Source organism: Kangiella sp., from assembly GCF_014762745.1.
GTDB lineage: Bacteria > Pseudomonadota > Gammaproteobacteria > Enterobacterales > Kangiellaceae > Kangiella.
This window is the reverse complement of sequence record NZ_JABURJ010000122.1, coordinates 1-18,998: the sequence shown is the minus strand read 5'-3', so window position 1 is coordinate 18,998 and position 18,998 is coordinate 1. Positions and strand designations below refer to the sequence as shown.

The window sequence follows — 18,998 nt, the reverse complement described above, 5'->3', positions numbered from 1 at the left end:
TATAGCCAACTCATAGAAATATCTGTTTACGATTGGATATAACCCCCAGTTACTCTCTAGTCTATAATGTTTAAAAAAGCTATCAGGTTGATTTATGAGTGAAAAAAGTTCGCTATCACGGCTTGTGCATAAAGCTGAGCAGTTGATTGAGCGTGGCATTGATAAGCGCGTTCGAATTGCAGTTACAGGCTTAAGTGGCGCTGGGAAAACAGCTTTTATTACATCTTTCATGAACCAACTCTTGCATATTGCTGATAATGACCAGTTACCCTTTTTACGCGCTGCCAAGGAAGGGCGGGTTCTAGCGTCTAAAGTCAGCTCTTATGACGAACTACATATTCCCGAATTTAAATACAGGCAGTCTCTGGACTCTATCATAGGTAGCACGCCATCCTGGCCAGCTTCCACTACGGGTATTTCACAGGCTCAACTTAATGTGCGATATATCATCAAAAATGAATGGCTGCAGAAACTGCAGAAACAGAGTCATCTGACTATTGATATTATCGACTACCCTGGAGAGTGGTTGCTTGATTTACCTTTACTCAGGTTGTCCTATAAAGAATGGTCAGTGCAGTGTTTGCAGCTGCTTGAGCAAAGTCATGTTGCTGAGGATAGCGATTGGCGTGAGCAATCTACTAAAGTCATTTATCAACAACCTTTAGCGGATGAGTCAATTGCGGAACTGTCACTGCAATACAAAGACTTTATTAAAGAACACTTTATTCAGCAGCAGACTTATAACCTGTTACAGCCGGGCCGCTTTATTTTGCCTGGTGAATTGCAAGGGGCACCGGTTCTGGACTTTTTCCCGGTGCTTGATATTGACATCCTAAACTCCGACTGGAGTGCCTTGGCTGAAGACAGTCTAATAAAAACTCTGGAAAAGCGATTTAACTATTATAAGCAACAGATTGTTCAGCCATTTTTTAAAGAATACTTCGAAAAGGTTGATCGGCAAATATTACTGGTAGACTGTCTTGAGGTTCTCAATGGTGGCTATCAGAACTTTCGCGACATGCAGTTTACTTTGGTTGAGTTGCTAAAAAGCTTTCATTATGGTCAATCTAATTGGCTCAAAAGAATGTTCAACCCATCCATTGATAAGTTGTTGATTGCTGCAACAAAAGCCGATCATGTTCCACCCGAGCAACATCGTGCCTTGGAAGGATTTTTGCAGAACATGTTGCAGGAAGCTAAAAATGATATTCAATATGAGGGCATTGAGCTGGAAACAATGGCCATTAGCGCTATAAAAGTTACCGAAGCCGTGATAGCAGAACATCAGGGACAAAAACTGATGTGCGTCAAAGGAATAGAACTCGATAGCGGAGAGGAAGTTATTAATTACCCAGGAAGGATTCAGCCTCAAGCATTGTCTCGTGACGCATGGCGAGAACATCAATACGACTTTATTAACTTTGCCATTCCCACAAATTTGACCAACGGTATTCTGCCACATATCAGGATGGATAAGGTTATGCAGTTTTTAATTGGAGATAAGTTTCGATGAAGGATAAGCCGGTAAAAATTCGTACCAAAACTGCGAATGTGCAAGTGGAAAAAGTCAGTGCAAATGTTTTCGAGGAACATAATGGTCAGTCATTAGAGGTTGGCCGAAGCAAAGCTGGTGGCGCCTTGTCTTCCACTGCCGGACCAAAGATGCTTAACTCAAAGCCAAAGAAAGGCTTAAGGAAGTTATTCTGGCCCGCACTTTTTACTTTTGTCGCCGGTGCGGCTGCTTATGAGTCCTACCTGTTCATCGATAGTTTATTTGCCTTTAATACCGTTCTTGGTGTTGCGGCTACTGCTGTCGCAGGTCTGGCTGTAATAAGCGGTGGAGCAGGCTTGATAAAGGGCTGGTTAAGTAGGCGTAAGCTCAGGAGCCGAAAAGAGAAGCAGCAGGCTTTTGGCTTGTTAATCGAGGAGAATACCTACGGCGAGGGTCAGCAGTTGATTGATGAAGTTAATACTGAAATAGGTCAGTATCTTGATCTCTCAGGACCGCTGTCTACTTATCGTGGGCAGAAACAGCAGGTACATAACGACCGTGAGCTGATTCAGCTATATTCGCAAACGGTTCTCGAGGGGCTGGACAGCATGGCACTGGAGGCTATCACAAAACATGCTACAGAGTCAGCCGTTATGGTAGCCTTGAGCCCCTTGGCCGCAGCCGATATGGCATTGGTTGCCTGGCGTAGCAGTAAGATGCTGCAGGAAGTTTCTCGTATTTATGGTTGCCCACAGACAACTTTGGGCAGAATCGGTCTGACAAAGCAGGTCATGACCAATATGATGTTGGCAGGTGCAAGCGACATGTTGGCTGATGCTGGCACAGAGTTACTAGGTAAAGGCCTGGCCGCGACTGTGTCTACTAAAGTTGCACAAGGCATCGGTGTAGGGCTTCTAATAGCTCGTATGGGTATTCAGACCATGAAACTGTGCAGGCCAGTTGAGTTTACTGATGACAACAGACCTAAACTTAGCTACATTCGAAAGTCTTTGTATAACAGGCTTACAACGCTTTTGAAGAAAAGCGAGCCATCAAAAGGCGCGACTATTACAAAAGGGGAGCAAGATGATAGAGATTAAAGATCTCGCAAAAACATTTGCCTACGATAAAAAGGAAGCAAAAAAGAAAAAAGGGAAGACAGTTACTGACCCGCGTGAGGGAGAGGGTGTTTTCCATGCTGTGAAAGATGTCTCTTTTAGCTGTAATGCTGGTGAAGTTCTTGGTTTATTGGGGCCTAATGGCGCTGGTAAAACAACAACTTTGCGCATGTTATCCACGGCACTTCAACCAACATCCGGTCAAATTCTGATAAACGGTCATGATGTCACCAAAGAGCCACGCTATGCACAAAAGCAGATTGGTTTTCTTTCTGGAAAAACTGGTCTATATCACCGTTTAAGTGTGCGCGAAAACGTGGCCTATTTTGGCCGTATGCATGGCTTATCACGTCAACAGATAAATGAGCGAATCGAAAAAATATTCACTATGCTCGATATGCACTCGTTTGCAGGCAAGCGTGCTGATGACCTGTCTACCGGTATGATGCAAAGAGCCTCCATTGCACGTGCCGTGATTCATGAACCTGAAGTTTTGGTATTTGATGAGCCGACGACGGGCCTGGATGTGATATCTGCTAAAACGGTACTCGACTTTATCCAAAGTTACAAAGGCAGCGAAATGTCAGTAATTTTCTCAACTCATCATTTGCATGAGGTCGAAAAACTGTGTGATAGAGTTTGCCTGATTGATTTGGGCGAAACAAAGTTCTTCGGGCCTACAGAAGAGTTTGCTGCTAGTACTGAATCAGGCTCACTTTATGATGCCTTCCTTGCCAGTGTAAATAATAAAGAGGTGGCTTAAGATGTGGTTAGTTTATAAAAAGGAATTACTGGAAATTCTGCGTGATAAAAAGACACTGATATTTTCCATTTTATTACCGACGCTAATCTTTCCGGTATTGTTTTTTGCAATTGGTAAGTTTACCGCCAGTAAAACAGAAGAAGCGGAAAACAAAGAAATCAAAGTGGCATTTGTTAATGCTGTAACACTTCCAGGATTTGCTGATTTATTTACCCGGGAGAAAGGCTTTATCAAAGTTGAACTTGAGTCTGATGACTATAAGTCAGCGATTCTTGATAAAAAAGTAGACTATATTTTTGAGGTTCCCGAGGGCGTAAACCTGCCAGCTGATTCCAAAAAACAGGAAGTGCTAAAAGTATACTCTAAAGAGTCAACCCGACTGGATCAAATTATGGGACAGCGTGTTGACGAGGTGGTTGACGCTTTTAACAATACGCAACGAATGGAGTTAGGTCGTAATTTTAATTTAACCACTGACAACGTTAAAGCCTTCAATAAACCTATATTGATTGAAGAAAATAATTTTGCTTCTCAGCGTGAGAAAACCGGTGAGTTTGCAGGCCCTTTACTGGCCTATCTGTTGATTGCTTTGGCGGTTTCCGGTGCCATGTATCCTGCGCTGGAGCTTGGAGTGGGTGAGAAAGAGCGTGGCACGCTTGAGACTTTGTTGCTAACACCAATGTCGAAAGGCCAAATCGTAATGGCCAAGTTCGGTGTTATCTTTACTGCAAGCTTCTTTACAGTGGTGGTGACACTGCTCAGTTACCTGTTCTGGGTATGGATATTCAGTTTTGCTTTTGAGCCATCGGGAGTGGCTGCTGATGCGGACAGTTTAACCGGTAAACAGTCAGGCGGTGGTTTGGACTTCTTGTCGAATATCTCTAGTCTTGATCTCTTATTGGTAGCGGTTTTATTGGTGCCACTGACCAGTATATTCGCTTCGATCATGCTGAGCGCGTCCATTTACGCTAAGAATATGAAAGAAGCTCAGGCCTATATGTCGCCGATCTTTATGATTGGTTTCATGCCAGTTATTGTTGCTTTTGTGCCAGGTATGGAGCTCAATATGAAAACCGCCATGATACCGGTAACCAATGTTGCACTGGCTATGAAGGATTTGATTAAGGGTACAGTTGATTATGGATTGATTACCATTCTTCTGATTTCAACAGCAGTATTGGCGGGCGGTTTGCTCTATTGGACTACTGTGTTCTTTAAGAAGGAAAAGGTTCTGTTTAGAAGTTAGAACGCAGAACATTTATTATAGTGTTAATCAAAGAAGGGGCTTAGTAGCCCCTTTCGTTTATCATTTGCTTGAAGAATCAGGCAATGGTCTTACAGTCCTATTTACGATAAATGGTCAGGGTTTGTCCTGGCTTGATTAACGATGAATTCTTTAAACCATTCCACTTGGTTAGGTCACTGACTCTTACATTAAAGCGTCGAGCTATAGTGTATAAAGAGTCGCCGCTTTTTACCTGATAAGAACTTTTATTCGATGCATAGTTGGCATAACCGCGAGGCCAGACTTTGAGCTTCTGTCCAATGCGAATGGTGCTGTTTTGGGCGATGCCATTCCAGTTGGCCAGTTGACGAGTACTGACACCAAACTTTCTGGAAATGGTCCACAGGCTGTCACCTGAACGCACCTTATAAAGTTGGTAACGACGACGCTGTTGATTCTTGCTCAGTGTGGCAAAAAAGTTTTTCTCATACTCGGTGGCATTAATGATGCCGGGCATTTTTAGTTCCTGACCAATCTTCAGGAAGTCAGACTTTAAGCCATTTAGCTGCTTGATCGTTTTGACAGAGGTGTTATGGCGTTTGGCAATCAGGCTTAAATTATCACCCGATTTAACCTTATAACTGACTGAAGCCATAAGCTGTTTTGGATCAATCTCCAGCAGACCTTGATTAAAATGATCAACTGTATCAGCCGGTACCAGTATCGTTGCTTTTTTGTGATGCTCAGGGACAAACAATCGGTTGTAGGCTGGGTTTAAACGGTAAAAGGTATCTTTATCAATCTGGGCGATTTTCGCCAGCTCCATCAAGTTGGCGGGCGCATCCACTTCCACTTCAACAAATGCCGGTTGATTGTCGATCAGTGGTAAATCAACCTCATATTTTGGGGCATTTAAGAAAATATCAGACAAGGCTAACCATTTCGGAACGTGGCGCATTGTCTCTTTCGGTAGCTTTAATGACCAGTAGTCAGTGGGCTTACCCTGGCGCTTGTTCTGAGTGATGGCTTTTCTGACATTACCGGGACCAACATTATAGGCGGCCACCGTTAATAACCAGTCGCCATCAAACATTTTGTTAAGGTATTGGTAGTAATCGAGTGCTGCATGTGTCGAGGCAATGATATCGCGACGGCCGTCATACCACTCATCAATAGTGATGCCAAAACCTTTTGCGGTTTTGGGCATAAATTGCCACATTCCGGCAGCCTGTACTACTGAGTGTGCCAATGGGTCGAAGTTGCTCTCAACCATTGGTGTAAAAGCCAGCTCAACCGGCATATTCCGATTTTCGAGCTCGGTAATGATGTAGTAAAGGTAAGGGGCCGCTTTATCAGCACGCTTCAGTAATAGATGAGGGTTCCTGAGAAATTGTTTTTTAAAGGTTTCGATTCGCGGATGCTGAACATTGGCAAAAGTTTGCTGGCTGGCCAGATGTTCCCATAGGTTAGGAACGAATACCGAATTGTTCGAATCGGACAATAACAATGGGTTGTCGCTGTCCAACTCAGGGGCGGGCAAGGGAGCAGAATCCTGGGCCGTCTGTTGGTTATCAAAACGTGGGTCATTAACCGTATCTTCCTGTTTTACAAGGGAACTACAGGCTGTCATACCCAAACAACTTATCAATAGCAAGCGCTTCATAGGCAATTATATTTATTAAAAATTATCTTTTAGTCGTCTGATTGTAGCAAAAGTTTCCACAGGATCAGAGAGTCTTTTATCGGTGGCCTGTTGAGCGGCCTGAATAACGTCTGGTTCTGAGCAGCGTAAAAAAGGATTAGTTTTAAGTTCGCTGGCGATAGTGGAGGGCAGTGTTTCCAGATTCTGGTTACGCAATTTTTGACAATTTCCTTCTAATTCCAACAGGTTGCGATTATGTGGCTCTACCGACTTGGCAAAAGCAATATTGGCCAGAGTGTATTCATGAGTACAGTAAACCAGGGTGTTTTCTGGAAGTTGAGCAAGTTTCTGCAGTGAGCGATAAAAAATTTCCGGGGTGCCCTCGAACATTCGGCCACATCCGGCACGAAACAAGGTGTCACCGCAAAATATCAGGTTCTGTCCGTCCTGATTATGTCCATAGTAGCCGATATGCCCCATGGTGTGGCCGGGTAGATGAATAATTGAAAAGGAGTAGCTATCGTCAAACAGATTGATTTGATCCCCTTCATCAAGCGCAGTATCCGTAAAGCCTAAGTTATCATGCTTAGAGGCATAAACATGGCAATGATAGCGGTCTTTGAGCTGCTGAACCCCGCCAATGTGATCATTATGATAGTGGGTAACCAGAATGCTGCTTAAATTTAGCTGCTTGTCTTCGAGAAACTTGATGACTGGGCGGCTGTCGCCAGGATCAACCACTGATACCTGCTTGCCATCGGGTGAAAATATCACCCAGATGTAGTTATCATGAAAGGCTTTTAAAGGAATAATACGCACTGGCTTGCTTGAGTCCTATTGTCAGGTTAGCATGACTCCTAATGTACATAACCGACCAGTGACTGGCAACCTGCCGTAGCCAGTGATTCAGGAACATGAAAAAACGATGACCAAAAAATTGTCTGAGCTTAGTTGGCCAGAATTACCTGCTGGTAATCGTATTCGTTATATTTGGCAGGAGTGGTTACAGAGCCATCTTGAAGACTATCATGGCGGCTATCTGTTGACGCTGGATAGCCTGACCCAATGTTTGAGCCTGCCGGATAATGTATTCGAGTACGAAATCCGGCTTGGCAAAACGCTTGAGCATTGCGTTGAGGCCGATCCAGAGCAATTGCCCTTTATGACCGACTCGTTACAAAGTGTGGTCATCAGTCATGCTTTGGAATACACCGAAAATCCCAGTGTGCTATTAGGAGAGATTCATCGTAGTCTCGCACCACAGGGTTATTTGTATGCCCTGATTTATGCGCCGGACAACCCCTGGTATTGGCAGGGAAAATTAAGACTGGGTCATAAGCGACGCAATTTGCCGCTTCACCGTTATACACTGAGTCGTTATACGGATTGGTTCAACTTGCTCGGTTTTAAAGTGATAGAAGTGGAAACCATTGGCTGCTCCTGGTGGCGTGGCTTTAAAAATTTTCAACGTAAAAGTCAGATGAATAAGGCTTGGTTATCTGCCCCGATCGCATATATGGTCAAGGTGCAGAAAAAAGTTTCGACCATGACGCCAATCAGACCATTAGAAGAAAAGTTATCAGTGGCTATGGCCGGTAAGTTGGCAAACATATCGACTAAACAGCTAGATCAAGCAAACAACTAGAAGAACGAATTTGTGAAGAAAGTAGAAATTTATACAGATGGTGCCTGCAAGGGCAACCCCGGGCCCGGTGGATGGGGCGCTTTGCTACGTTATGGTAAGCATGAGAAGCATCTTTTTGGTGGTGAATTGAATACGACCAATAACCGGATGGAGCTGATGGCGGCCATTGAGGCTTTAAAAGCCCTCAAGGGCAAGTGCCAGGTAGAACTAACCACCGATTCGGTTTATGTAAAAAACGGCATCAATCAGTGGCTGGAAAACTGGAAAGCAAAAGGCTGGAAAACGGCTAACAAAAAACCGGTCAAGAATCAGGATTTGTGGCAGGAGCTGGATCAGCAGGTTGCGAGGCATCATGTCAACTGGCACTGGGTCAAAGGACACAGCGGTCATACTGAAAATGAAATTGCTGATGAACTGGCGAATAAGGGCGTTGAGAAAGTGCTGCAGTCTGCTGGTGTTTAAACGAGAAGATATAGTGATATGAGACAAATAGTTTTAGATACGGAAACCACAGGTCTGGAACCCTCCGATGGACACAGAATTATCGAAATTGGTTGCGTAGAGCTGGTTAACCGAAAGTTTACCGGAAATCATTATCATCAATATTTACAGCCTGATCGTGAGATTGATGAAGGGGCCATTGAAGTCCATGGCATTACTAACGAGTTTCTCGCTGATAAACCTCGCTTTATTGATGTGGTTGACGAGTTTCTGGAATTCATCGAAGGTGCTGAACTGGTCATCCATAATGCACCTTTTGACGTTGGATTTCTTGATCATGAGTTGAGTCTACTTGATAGCAATAAGGGTAAACTCTCTGATTATTGTACGGTTCTGGATACGCTGGTTTTAGCAAGGCAAATGCACCCAGGCCAGCGCAACAGCCTGGATGCTTTGTGTAAGCGTTACGATATTGATAATAGCCATCGTGACCTACATGGCGCATTGCTGGATTCGGAAATTCTGGCGGATGTCTATTTGCGTATGACCGGCGGTCAAACTAGCTTAACCTTGGGTAGACAGAACGCCTCTAATCAACAAACAACTGAAACGACCATTCGTCGAATTTCCAGCAATCGTCAGCCACTTAAAGTCATTAAAGCGAATGAGCAAGAAGCTGAAGCACATTTAAAAAAGCTGGAGTCATTGAATAATGCCATCTGGAATCAACAGGAAGGGTAGAATGTCTGAATTTGTATCAAGCTATATCGACAATAAAATTCTACATATTGAGTTAAGTCGTACCGACAAAAAGAATGCGTTAACTTCGGATATGTATACTGCATTGACGAAAGAGTTCGCCGAAGCCAAGTCAAATTCCGATATTCATGTGGTACTGTTTAAAGGGGCTGAAGGCTGCTTTTGTGCGGGTAACGATATTGCTGACTTCCTGGAACAACCGGTGCTTGAAAGCGGTAGTCCTGTATTGTCATTTCTAAAAGAACTCTACAGCTTTAACAAACCAATTGTGGCTGCAGTATCTGGCCCAGCAGTTGGAATTGGTACCACTTTTTTGCTGCATTGTGATTTGGTTTATGCCACAGAACAAACCTATTTCAGTTTACCATTTGTGGATTTGGGATTATGTCCAGAGGCAGGTTCAAGCTATTTATTGCCACGCCAGATTGGCTATGTCAGAGCCGCAGAGTTACTATTATTGGCTGAACCTTTTGATGCCCATAAAGCAAAAGAGTGGGGCATTATCAACGATGTCGTCGAATCAGAAAGCTACTGGCAATTCGCACAGGAAAAGGCAGAAAAGCTGGCCAAAAAACCAGCCCATGCATTACAGGTCAGTCGTCAGTTGATTCGCTCCAATGCAAGCATGGTAGGGCAGGCCATCGAACGAGAAGCACGAAGTTTCTCCGAGCTTCTGAAAAGCGATGAAGCAAAAGCCATCTTCAAGAAGTTTTTGGATAAGTAGGCTTCTACAAATTCATTTTGTAGGTTTTATTGTTTGCCTTTATTACAAGCGTGCTCCAGCCATCTCGCCCCTTTTGATTGAGCTGAGTAGTAGCCAAGAGATAGCAATTCAAATCGTGGATGATTTGAATAGTAAAATTCGGGCCAAGGATGGAACGTATTTTACGGTGCGTTAAGTCACTTGGCTAACACGAAGGAAGCTGAGCGAAGCAAAGCCTCAATCACGGGGTGGTCTTCTTTTATGAAGTACATCCTGTACTTCACCCTTCGGGCTAGCTTCGCTATTCAAAATCGTTCCTGACGATTTTGTGGTTACTTAGGGCAAGACAAATTTGTCTGGAACAAATTTGAACAGCGGAGTGAAGCGACGCTGGCTTCAGAGGAATACAAGGATGTATTCCGTAAAAGTAACTCGCTGAGAAGCGAAATAGAGATTTAAAATATTACTGTGAGGACTTCATTAAGAGTCAGCATTCGCAGAGTATATAGTTAAACAGTTAACGCCAAAATGTGATAAATAACAAAACAAAGTAACTCTTAATGGCCAACTAAAAAGTAAACCACCAATGTAATAATCCCTGCCCCAATCAGGTTCATAATAAAGCCATTTCTTACCATCAACTCGACACTTAATTTATTACTGGAAAAGACCACAGCATTGGGGCCGGTGGCCACTGGCAACATAAAGGCGCAACTGGCGCTGATGGCTGCGGGGAACATCAGGATTGCAGGATCCATGCCAGCAGCAATACCGGCAGCAGCCAATATTGGCATTAGCAATGCAGCTGTTGCGGTATTGCTGGTCAGCTCGGTAACAAAGGTAACGATTAGGCAAACCGAAACGATCAACAATAATGGCGGTAAATCTGTCAGGAAGCTCATTGAGTTACCAATGATTTCGCTTAGTCCTGATGCAGTAAAGGCTGAGGCAATGGCGATGCCTCCAGCAAACAACAATAAGACTCCCCATGGAATTTTGTTGGCAGTTTCCCAGTCGAGTAATTTACATCCTTTACCATTGGGAATCATAAACATGGCAATGACACCTAATAGCGCAACTGATGCATCGTTTGCATGCTCCAGACCTAACAGTTCGCTCCAGCCGCCGAAGGGGCCGGTGCGAAAAATCCAAAGCAGGGCCACAATAGCAAACACTGCCATGGTTCGTTTTTCTTCTGGGCGCCACTTGCCAACAGGTGGCAGGTCATAGCTTTGATGAGCTTCCAGCTTGCGTGTCAGCCATATCCACATCAATGGTACAAACAGGATAACAATGGGTAATGCCCACATCATCCAGTCAATAAAACTGATAACTTCGCCAGTTGCCTGAGCGTAGAAGTTCATGAACAAGAGGTTGGGAGGTGTGCCAATCGGAGTTCCAACGCCACCAATGTTAGCAGCGTAACCAAGTCCAAGCAGTAAGGCGATAGCAAACTTACGAGTGTTTTCATTGTCTGGCCCACATTGAATAATCGCCATCGCAACAGGCAAGAGCATTAACGTTGTGGCTGTGTTAGAAATCCACATGCTAAGAGCTGCACTGGCAACCATGAAACCAAACACAATCCGCTTTTCGGAATGTGAGCCCACCAGTCGAATCATGCCTAATGCCAGTCTTTTATGAGTACCACTTTTTTCCAGAGCAGTGGATAGAATAAATCCACCCATTAATAAAAGAATTAACCAGTGGCCATAGGCTTCAGCAACTTGTTTCGCGCTAAGGACATCAAATGCAGGGAAAGCCGCAATGGGAATGAGAGAAGTTGCCGGTATTGGGATAGGCTCAAAGATCCACCAGATTGCACACAAGGTAGCAATCGCTGCAGTGATTGCAGCTGTATGAGTAAAGCCAGAGTTGCTCATCAGAAAGTAGACCAGCACTGAAAGCGCTGGCCCTAAAAGTAAAGCAAGTTGTCGAATCTTCTGTTGCATTGCTTAACGCCCCCATATAGTTAAGCGATTTAGCTGAAGTTTATGGTTTGTCTTGAGTGTCAGCCTGTTGTTTGTCTGAGCCTGGTTTATCTGCCTGTTTCTTGTCTGAGCCTGGTTTAGATTGGTCGGTTAATTGAGGCGCTTCATTTTTATGGTCATTGTTTGATACGCCTTCATCACCTTGTTTTTCATTATCATAAGGCTGCGGTTTAACCCCTTTTGGGACCTTCCAGTGATTTGCTGATCGTTTCAAAGCTATAATGCCAGAAAACAAAATGGCAAAAATGATAAAGGTTACGGCAATTGCTTTTAACATCCTGTACCTCGCTAATGTGTTAGGTTTTGGAGCTATGCAGGTTTGCAAATATTCATAACATATTTATGCACCAGAACATCGAGCTTTGGCATAATGAATTGCTTTCCGCCAATATCCGATTGCTCCAGCGCCTGCCTTAATAACTCCAGTGGAAATTCTTGCAGTGCTTTCTCAGCAATGGGCTGATAACTGATATGCCACGGCTCGCAGGCAACACCTCCAATATCCTGAGCATAGGGTTTAAAAAACTGGTATTGGCTTATGTGATCTTCAAGCCAGTCACTCAAGCTGGCGCAAGGGCCCTGTTTGGCGAACTCCTGCTCGGTGAGTTCCACTTCATGGCCCATATCAATGGCGCTGGCATCAAATACATCAAAATCAGTGCCCCAGTGATGGCGGCTGGCGCCGGGTAAAGCAGAATAATGTAGTATCGCATTCACTCTTTCCTGCCCATCAAGATCCTGGGAGTTAACGGTCGAACCGTCGCGCAGGTTAAGGGTGACTTCCTGATAATATTTTTTGTTCCAGATGGAAAGCTGATGCTCAAATGAACGGTAGCTACTGACAATACGTAGCGGAATGCCATCAAGCTCAGAGCGACGAATCAGTTTTGCAATCGGCACCAGCACTTCATGATGGCATTGAAATTTTTGACCAAGCAGTTCGCTATTGTCTGCAATGTGCAACAGGTGATCCTGATTAAGACCGATAATCTGTTCCGCTGTCATCATCGAAGAGTGCATAAAGTGCCTTAAGCTTATTGATTAGAATGTTTTTGGTGTTGCCAATAACTCTACCAAAATCTGGTAATAGACTTCAGTGAGCTTATCGAGATCTTCAATCTTAACGCATTCGTTAATCTGATGAATGGTTTTGTTAACAGGCCCAATCTCTACAATCTCGGCACCTGTTTTGGCAATAAAGCGACCATCCGAGGTACCGCCGCTAGTTAATGGAGCTGTATCAATTTGGCAGGCTGCCTTGATGGCGTTGCGAGCAGCTACTAGCAGGTGACCATGGTCGGTTAGGAAAGGCTCGCCATTGAGTTTCCAGTTAAGGTCATACTCAAGGTTATATTTGTCGAGAATTGCGAGGACTCTTTGCTGCAATTCTTCATGGGTCGTTTCAGTGGAATAGCGAAAATTAAACTCGACGTACTTTTCGCCCGGAATAACATTGCCTGCGGTACCAGCTTTGATTATGGCAATCTGAAAACTGGTGGCCGGAAAGAATTCATTGCCCTGATCCCATTCGGTATGAGCCAATTCATCTAACGCTTTGAGCGATTTATGAATGGCATTGTCAGCAAGATGAGGGTAGGCCACATGACCTTGGGTGCCTTTGATGGTTAAAAATCCTGTCAGTGAGCCGCGACGCCCGTTCTTGATGACGTCACCAAACTGCTCACTACTGGAAGGCTCACCCACGACGCAGTAATCAAGCGGCTGGTTTCGTTTCATCAACTCTTCAACAACGCGGACAGTGCCATTGATAAAAGGGCCTTCTTCATCACTGGTAATCAAAAAGCCAATTGAGCCATTATGGTCAGGATAATCCTTAACGAAACGTTTGCTGGCAACCAGCATGGCCGCCAGACTGGATTTCATATCTGCAGCACCACGCCCAAATAGGTAACCGTCTTTTTCTGTTGCTTCGAAGGGTGGGCTGTGCCACTTGTCTAGTGGGCCAGCTGGAACCACATCGGTGTGGCCTGCAAAAACAAATACCGGCCCTTCGGTTTTGCCTTGACGCAAAGACCAGAAGTTACTGGTATCTTCAAAGTTCATGATTTCATTGTTGAAGCCAAGAACTTCGAGATAATCCATCATCATTTGCTGGCAGCCAGCATCTTCCGGCGTTACCGAAGGTCGATTAATCAGATCTTTACTGAGGGCCAGCGTTTCGCTCATAGAATTATCTCGTTAATTGAAAATCGCCTGATACTGTTCTGGTTTGAAGCTCAAGTGAACATCAATATTGTTGCCGTCTTTCAGTACCAGCACTGGGCGTTTAATCAAGGTTACCCTTTCTAACATTAAGTCCAAAGCAGAATCTCGGTCGATATTGTCTTTGACTGATTGGTCAAGCGGTTTCCAGGCAGTACTGCGTTTGTTCAAAAAAGTTTCCCAACCAATAGCCTTGTCCCAGCTTTCGATCTCTTTTCGCGGCAGAGGATTTTTCCGATAGTCGATAAATTCATGCTCTATCTCATTAGCCTCTAACCATTTAACAGCTTTACGTACTGTATCGCAATTTGGGATGCCATAGATTTTGACTGACTGACTCATAATGAAACCCACCTCTTAAAATTTGTCCATGCGTAGTAAATCATTGATGCTGGTTTTTGCGCGAGTTTTCGCATCCACCTGCTTCACGATAACGGCGCAGTTCAAATTGTATTTACCGCAATCAGAAGGCAAGCTGCCCGGCACAACCACGGAGCCAGCTGGTACGCGACCATAAGATACTTCATCGGTCAGACGATTATAAATTTTGGTACTCTGGCCAAGGAAAACGCCCATAGAAAGTACAGAACCTTCCTCGACAATCACACCTTCCACTACTTCAGAACGTGCACCGATAAAACAGTTATCTTCAATGATAGTTGGCCCAGCCTGTAATGGCTCTAAAACACCGCCAATTCCAGCGCCGCCAGACAGATGAACATTCTTTCCGATCTGTGCACACGAACCCACCGTGGCCCAGGTATCAATCATGGCGCCTTCATCAATGTAAGCACCTATGTTTGTGTAGCTTGGCATTAAAACAACATTTTTAGCAATGAATGACCCATGACGTGCAATTGCATGAGGAACCACGCGAGTGCCGCCAGCTTTGAACTCTTCTTCAGTCATGTTCTGGTATTTCATTGGCACCTTGTCATAGAACTGAGCAAGGCCAGTATCAATCACTTTGTTGTCATTCAAACGGAACGATAACAATACAGCTTTTTTCAACCATTGATGTACAACCCAGTCGCCATCAATCTTTTCCGCAACGCGAGCCTTGCCTGAGTCAAGAAGGTTTAAAGCTTCACTAACTGCATCCTTGATTTCTTGTGGTGCTGATGCTGGCGATAGTTGATCACGACTTTCAAATGCTTGTTCAATAGTAGTTTGTAATGACATAGTGTTTCTCTTTTACAATCAAATTAGGAATTGTGGGTTAGCCAGCAATGGCTTCTAAAATTTTCTGTTTCACTGCCTTCAGATCTGCTTTGTCTTTCAGCGGCTGATTGTTACGACGGCTTAGAGTGAAGGTATCCTCCACACGCTCGCCAAGGGTAACAATCTTGGCTGAGTGAACCTTGAGTTCGCAGTCCATGAAGGCCTGCCCCAATTTTGCCAAAAGTGCAGGGCGATCCAAAGCGGTAATTTCCAAAGTGGTCAGATTAGAGTTCTCGTCATAACTAAAGGCTATACGAGTTTTGACATTGAAGTGCTTCAAGCGGCTCGGGAGTGCACGACTAACATCCAGCTTGCGATGCTCCAGATCAGACAGACCATCAATCAGGTTTTCCTGAATTTCCTGAATGCGTCGCTCGTATGATAGTGGGTGACCCTGCTCATCAAGCACAATAAAAGTATCCAGACACAAGCCCTTGGGAGATGTGTATAAAGTTGCAGCCTGAATATTCAGATGGTTCTGACTGAGCAGCGCAGTGATCGCGGCAAACAGATCGCGCTGATCTTCAATCGCGATAAATACTTCGGTGCCTGCCTGAGAACGGTGATTCTTAATCGCAACGTAAGGAAGCTCAGGTTGCGACATCAACTGCTCGGTTTGCCAGATAATCTGCTCAGGGTGGTAACGCAATAAATATTCATCGCCGAGTTCTTCAAGCAGCTCTCGAATTGGCTCGATTGAGTCGCCAACCTTGCCGAACTGCTCAAGCACCTGCTGTCGAGTATCCTGCACCATTTCGGTCTGATTAGCGCGTGGCGTGGATTGGGTAAGATACTGTTTGGTCGCTAAGAATAATTCTTTAAGCAACGATTCCTTCCAGGAATTCCACAGCGTCGGATTAGTTGCACGAATATCCGAGACCGTTAAAACATAGAGCAATTCCAGATGCAGAATCGAGGGGATTTGTTTGGCAAAGGTTTCAATCACGTCTGGATCGCTGATGTCTTTTCGTTGTGCCACTAATGACATAATGAGGTGGTTTTTCACCAGCCATGACACCAGCTCGCAGATATGTGGCTCAAGACCGATGCTTTGGGTGTATTCGAGTGCATCAACGGCACCCAGCTCAGAATGGTCACCGCCTCGTCCTTTGCCAATATCATGAAAAATCGCTGCCAGATAAAGAGGCGTTGGATCGACCAGTGTTTTCATGATCTTGCTGCACAGCGGAAACTCCTGCTGGAACTCCGGCTTGTTGTAGCGAATGATGTGGCGCAGCAAAAATAGCGTATGTTCATCAACCGTATAGGCATGGAATAGATCAAACTGCATCTGCCCCTCGATTTTTGCGAACAGCGGTATTAATGCACCGAGAATATTGGTTCGCTTCATCAAAGCAAAACCACGGCTGGTTAATTGCTTGGTTGATAAAAACTCTTTGAAGAAACTGATATTGATCGGATCGTTCCGATATTGTTCATTGACGATCTGTTGGCTCGAACGAATGATGCGCAACGTACGCGCCTCAATCTCATGAATTTCAGGGTGCAGCGAAATATGCCGGAAAATCTTGATCAGACAGTGAGGCTTTTTATAGAAAAGATCCGGATCATTGGCGCCAATGCGGCCTTTATAAATATAAAAGTCGTCGTCCAGGTCAATAACTTCCTGCCGCTCATCAGGACGTAGATGTTCCTGTTCAAAGACCTGAATAAAGAGTTCATTAAGATTACGGATAGACATCACTGCGCGATAATAGCGCTGCATCATGTGCTCAACGGCGAGCTTGTGATCATCGTCTTCATAACCAAGCCATTCCGCCACTTTTTTCTGGTGCTCAAACAAGAGCCGATCTTCACGTTTGTCACAAAGCACATGCAGAGCAAAGCGAACCCGATTAAGGTATTGCTGATGATTGATCAGGCTCTTATATTCGCGACGTGTGAAAATGCCATGGGCAATCAAATCGTGCAAGCTGCTGGTTTTGAAATGCTTGAGCGTGATCCATTGCATCACCTGCAGGTCTCGCAGTCCGCCAGGATTGGATTTTATATTTGGCTCAAGGTTAAATGACGTATCCTTGAACTTGGCATGTCGAGCGCGTTGTTCGCTGACCTTAGCCTGGAAAAACTGCTCAGAAGGCCAGAAGCTTTCGGATTTTATCACCCTGAGCAGATCTTTAAAAAGGGCGCTTCCACCACACAAAAATCGGGACTCGATAAGGTTGGTAGCAACCGAAATATCGGTTCGAGCCAGTTCTTCGCATTGACTAACGGTTCTGACACTATGACCGACTTCAAGGCCAATATCCCATAGAAAGGCCAACCAGGACTCCAGTTCCTGAGTGTGTTCAGAGCTTGCCTCTTCGCTTAACAGCACCAGAATATCAAGGTCGGAATAGGGCTGTAGTTCCTCGCGACCATAACCACCCACTGCAATCAGAGCCGAATGGCCATTAACCTGAAACTGTTGCCAGCTGGAAATAAGGATATGATCGAGCAGAGCACTGCGAGCTTTAAGCAGCTGATTGATACTGGTGCCTTTTTGGAATTGCCTGACCAGCGCATCCAGGCCAGCCTGTAAATAATTTTTGTAGCTTTTCAGGCGTGCTACTGGGTCGCTGGCATCGCTTCCTTTAAATAGCTCTGCTGCTTTTGGTAGGTAATTGTATTTATCCGGACTGGCCACGATTTATTTGAAGGGCTCTTCGTTACGGCGAGTTAATACTTCAACGCCATCGGCGGTTACTAACAGAGTATGCTCCCATTGCGCAGACAGCGACTTGTCCTTGGTCATTACGGTCCAGCCGTCTTTTTTATGATGCTTAACGAATCGCTTGCCCGCATTAATCATCGGTTCGATAGTGAACGTCATACCCTCTTTAAGCTCAACGCCAGTGCCGGGACGGCCATAGTGAGTGACCTGTGGTTCTTCGTGGAAGGTATCGCCAATGCCATGCCCGCAATATTCGCGCACGATGGAATAGCCTTTACCTTCGGCATATTTCTGAATGGCAGCGCCAATATCGCCCAAACGTACGCCTGGTTTAACCATATCAATGGCCAGGTAGAGCGCTTCCTGAGTGGTGTCGATTAACTTTTTCGCCTGTGGCGTTGGCTCACCAACGACAAACATCTTGCTGGTGTCACCGTGATAACCATCTTTAATGACAGTCACATCAATATTGACGATATCCCCATTGCGCAGCGGCTTCTTGCTCGGAATGCCGTGGCAGACGACATCATTGACTGAAGTACAGACTGATTTAGGGAAGCCGCCATTACGCACCGGCTCGGTTGGCTGGCCATTATCATCCAAAGTCACAGGATAGGGCGCACCACCATAATACAAAGGCGCAGGGTAGCAACCTTGCACCTTAACAATATGCTCATGGCAGATGTCATTCAGCTCTTCGGTTGTCACGCCCTTTTTGACGTGCTCGCCGATCATTTCCAATACTTCCGCTGCCAGACGCCCGGCAACACGCATTTTTTCAATCTCTTCAGGAGTTTTAATCTTAATCGTCATCTTCTGCCCAAGTGATGTTCGCACAAAACCTTATGATTCAATAAGTTAGTGAAAGCTAAAACGGTAAATCCTAATTTGCGGTCTATTCTAACGAATTGTAGGAAACAAGGGAAACAGGATAAGTAAATGACTATCAATAAGGAGGTTAAAGTATGAATTGTATATTTTTTTGACATGCCAGATCTTGTTTTATATTATCCGAGCGGTGTTTGCGCTTTATTAATAATAATTAAGGGGCTGATCCAGATAACTAGCCCATTTCGTCTTTAACCCATTGTTTTAATTGAT

General features: G+C 44.7%; 18 protein-coding genes. 8 read left to right on the top strand and 10 right to left on the bottom strand.

What is annotated here, in order from left to right; genetic code table 11:
- The first annotated feature begins 94 nt into the window (after positions 1–94).
- Genes HUJ19_RS10775 through HUJ19_RS10760 form a run of 4 tightly spaced genes read left to right on the top strand, consistent with a single transcriptional unit; the run spans position 95 to position 4,619 of the window.
- Entirely contained in the window at positions 95–1,513 is a 1,419-nt protein-coding gene (locus tag HUJ19_RS10775) for a YcjX family protein (RefSeq protein WP_290624208.1), read from the top strand.
- Positions 1,510–2,592, top strand: coding sequence for a TIGR01620 family protein (locus HUJ19_RS10770; RefSeq protein WP_290624207.1), 1,083 nt, complete (start codon positions 1,510–1,512; stop codon positions 2,590–2,592). Before HUJ19_RS10775 ends, HUJ19_RS10770 begins: the two co-directional genes overlap by 4 nt.
- Positions 2,579–3,373 (top strand): ABC transporter ATP-binding protein, encoded by a 795-nt coding sequence (locus HUJ19_RS10765; protein ID WP_290624206.1) that lies wholly within the window; start codon positions 2,579–2,581, stop codon positions 3,371–3,373. Before HUJ19_RS10770 ends, HUJ19_RS10765 begins: the two co-directional genes overlap by 14 nt.
- A gap of 1 nt (position 3,374) precedes the next feature.
- Positions 3,375–4,619, top strand: coding sequence for an ABC transporter permease (locus HUJ19_RS10760; protein WP_290624205.1), 1,245 nt, complete (start codon positions 3,375–3,377; stop codon positions 4,617–4,619).
- Positions 4,620–4,716: 97 nt separating this feature from the next.
- Here HUJ19_RS10760 and HUJ19_RS10755 read toward each other — a convergent pair whose 3' ends face one another.
- Together HUJ19_RS10755 and gloB are read right to left on the bottom strand one after the other, a co-directional pair.
- Positions 4,717–6,228, bottom strand: a complete 1,512-nt coding sequence (locus tag HUJ19_RS10755) for a LysM peptidoglycan-binding domain-containing protein (protein ID WP_290624204.1) — start codon at positions 6,226–6,228, stop codon at positions 4,717–4,719.
- Positions 6,229–6,276: 48 nt separating this feature from the next.
- Positions 6,277–7,059: a hydroxyacylglutathione hydrolase gene (gene gloB / locus HUJ19_RS10750; RefSeq protein ID WP_290624203.1), complete on the bottom strand. Its 783-nt coding sequence runs from the start codon at positions 7,057–7,059 to the stop codon at positions 6,277–6,279.
- Positions 7,060–7,165: 106 nt separating this feature from the next.
- On the opposite strand from gloB, the gene HUJ19_RS10745 reads away from it, so the two are divergent.
- The 4 genes from HUJ19_RS10745 to HUJ19_RS10730 are packed head-to-tail and all read left to right on the top strand — an operon-like array spanning position 7,166 to position 9,809.
- A complete protein-coding gene (locus HUJ19_RS10745; protein ID WP_290624202.1) occupies positions 7,166–7,885 on the top strand; it encodes a methyltransferase domain-containing protein in 720 nt (239 codons plus the stop codon).
- A gap of 12 nt (positions 7,886–7,897) precedes the next feature.
- On the top strand, positions 7,898–8,347 hold the full coding sequence (gene rnhA / locus HUJ19_RS10740) for a ribonuclease HI (RefSeq protein WP_290624201.1): 450 nt from the start codon (positions 7,898–7,900) through the stop codon (positions 8,345–8,347).
- Between the two features lie 18 nt (positions 8,348–8,365).
- On the top strand, positions 8,366–9,067 hold the full coding sequence (dnaQ, locus tag HUJ19_RS10735; RefSeq protein WP_290624200.1) for a DNA polymerase III subunit epsilon: 702 nt from the start codon (positions 8,366–8,368) through the stop codon (positions 9,065–9,067).
- Between the two features lies 1 nt (position 9,068).
- Positions 9,069–9,809 carry an enoyl-CoA hydratase gene (locus tag HUJ19_RS10730; protein ID WP_290624199.1) on the top strand — a complete coding sequence of 247 codons (741 nt, stop codon included), beginning with the start codon at positions 9,069–9,071 and terminating at the stop codon, positions 9,807–9,809.
- Between the two features lie 536 nt (positions 9,810–10,345).
- Here HUJ19_RS10730 and HUJ19_RS10725 read toward each other — a convergent pair.
- From HUJ19_RS10725 to map, 8 genes are read right to left on the bottom strand one after another with little or no spacing between them, the layout of a single operon-like run.
- Positions 10,346–11,740, bottom strand: a complete 1,395-nt coding sequence (locus HUJ19_RS10725; RefSeq protein WP_290624198.1) for an SLC13 family permease — start codon at positions 11,738–11,740, stop codon at positions 10,346–10,348.
- Positions 11,741–11,780: 40 nt separating this feature from the next.
- Positions 11,781–12,056 (bottom strand): hypothetical protein, encoded by a 276-nt coding sequence (locus HUJ19_RS10720; RefSeq protein WP_290624197.1) that lies wholly within the window; start codon positions 12,054–12,056, stop codon positions 11,781–11,783.
- A 32-nt stretch (positions 12,057–12,088) separates the two neighbouring features.
- Complete coding sequence (locus HUJ19_RS10715) at positions 12,089–12,787, bottom strand: M15 family metallopeptidase (RefSeq protein ID WP_290624196.1); 699 nt, start codon at positions 12,785–12,787, stop codon at positions 12,089–12,091.
- A 33-nt stretch (positions 12,788–12,820) separates the two neighbouring features.
- Positions 12,821–13,966 (bottom strand): succinyl-diaminopimelate desuccinylase, encoded by a 1,146-nt coding sequence (gene dapE, locus HUJ19_RS10710; RefSeq protein ID WP_290624195.1) that lies wholly within the window; start codon positions 13,964–13,966, stop codon positions 12,821–12,823.
- Between the two features lie 12 nt (positions 13,967–13,978).
- Positions 13,979–14,344: a Spx/MgsR family RNA polymerase-binding regulatory protein gene (locus HUJ19_RS10705; RefSeq protein ID WP_290624194.1), complete on the bottom strand. Its 366-nt coding sequence runs from the start codon at positions 14,342–14,344 to the stop codon at positions 13,979–13,981.
- A gap of 15 nt (positions 14,345–14,359) precedes the next feature.
- Positions 14,360–15,184 (bottom strand): 2,3,4,5-tetrahydropyridine-2,6-dicarboxylate N-succinyltransferase, encoded by an 825-nt coding sequence (gene dapD / locus HUJ19_RS10700; protein ID WP_290624193.1) that lies wholly within the window; start codon positions 15,182–15,184, stop codon positions 14,360–14,362.
- Positions 15,185–15,221: 37 nt separating this feature from the next.
- Complete coding sequence (glnD, locus tag HUJ19_RS10695; RefSeq protein ID WP_290624192.1) at positions 15,222–17,870, bottom strand: [protein-PII] uridylyltransferase; 2,649 nt, start codon at positions 17,868–17,870, stop codon at positions 15,222–15,224.
- Positions 17,871–17,873: 3 nt separating this feature from the next.
- A complete protein-coding gene (gene map, locus HUJ19_RS10690; protein WP_290624191.1) occupies positions 17,874–18,710 on the bottom strand; it encodes a type I methionyl aminopeptidase in 837 nt (278 codons plus the stop codon).
- Positions 18,711–18,998 lie beyond the last annotated feature (288 nt).

Bases quoted from the DNA above. Each gene is read 5' to 3' on its own strand.
- dnaQ (WP_290624200.1), top strand. From the start codon at position 8,366: ATGAGACAAATAGTTTTAGATACGGAAACCACAGGTCTGGAACCCTCC.
- HUJ19_RS10775 (WP_290624208.1), top strand. From the start codon at position 95: ATGAGTGAAAAAAGTTCGCTATCACGGCTTGTGCATAAAGCTGAGCAG.
- HUJ19_RS10770 (WP_290624207.1), top strand. From the start codon at position 1,510: ATGAAGGATAAGCCGGTAAAAATTCGTACCAAAACTGCGAATGTGCAA.
- HUJ19_RS10765 (WP_290624206.1), top strand. From the start codon at position 2,579: ATGATAGAGATTAAAGATCTCGCAAAAACATTTGCCTACGATAAAAAG.
- dapE (WP_290624195.1), bottom strand. From the start codon at position 13,966: ATGAGCGAAACGCTGGCCCTCAGTAAAGATCTGATTAATCGACCTTCG.
- HUJ19_RS10730 (WP_290624199.1), top strand. From the start codon at position 9,069: ATGTCTGAATTTGTATCAAGCTATATCGACAATAAAATTCTACATATT.
- map (WP_290624191.1), bottom strand. From the start codon at position 18,710: ATGACGATTAAGATTAAAACTCCTGAAGAGATTGAAAAAATGCGTGTT.
- HUJ19_RS10715 (WP_290624196.1), bottom strand. From the start codon at position 12,787: ATGATGACAGCGGAACAGATTATCGGTCTTAATCAGGATCACCTGTTG.
- HUJ19_RS10755 (WP_290624204.1), bottom strand. From the start codon at position 6,228: ATGACAGCCTGTAGTTCCCTTGTAAAACAGGAAGATACGGTTAATGAC.
- HUJ19_RS10705 (WP_290624194.1), bottom strand. From the start codon at position 14,344: ATGAGTCAGTCAGTCAAAATCTATGGCATCCCAAATTGCGATACAGTA.
- HUJ19_RS10725 (WP_290624198.1), bottom strand. From the start codon at position 11,740: ATGCAACAGAAGATTCGACAACTTGCTTTACTTTTAGGGCCAGCGCTT.
- HUJ19_RS10745 (WP_290624202.1), top strand. From the start codon at position 7,166: ATGACCAAAAAATTGTCTGAGCTTAGTTGGCCAGAATTACCTGCTGGT.
- dapD (WP_290624193.1), bottom strand. From the start codon at position 15,184: ATGTCATTACAAACTACTATTGAACAAGCATTTGAAAGTCGTGATCAA.
- HUJ19_RS10720 (WP_290624197.1), bottom strand. From the start codon at position 12,056: ATGTTAAAAGCAATTGCCGTAACCTTTATCATTTTTGCCATTTTGTTT.
- HUJ19_RS10760 (WP_290624205.1), top strand. From the start codon at position 3,375: ATGTGGTTAGTTTATAAAAAGGAATTACTGGAAATTCTGCGTGATAAA.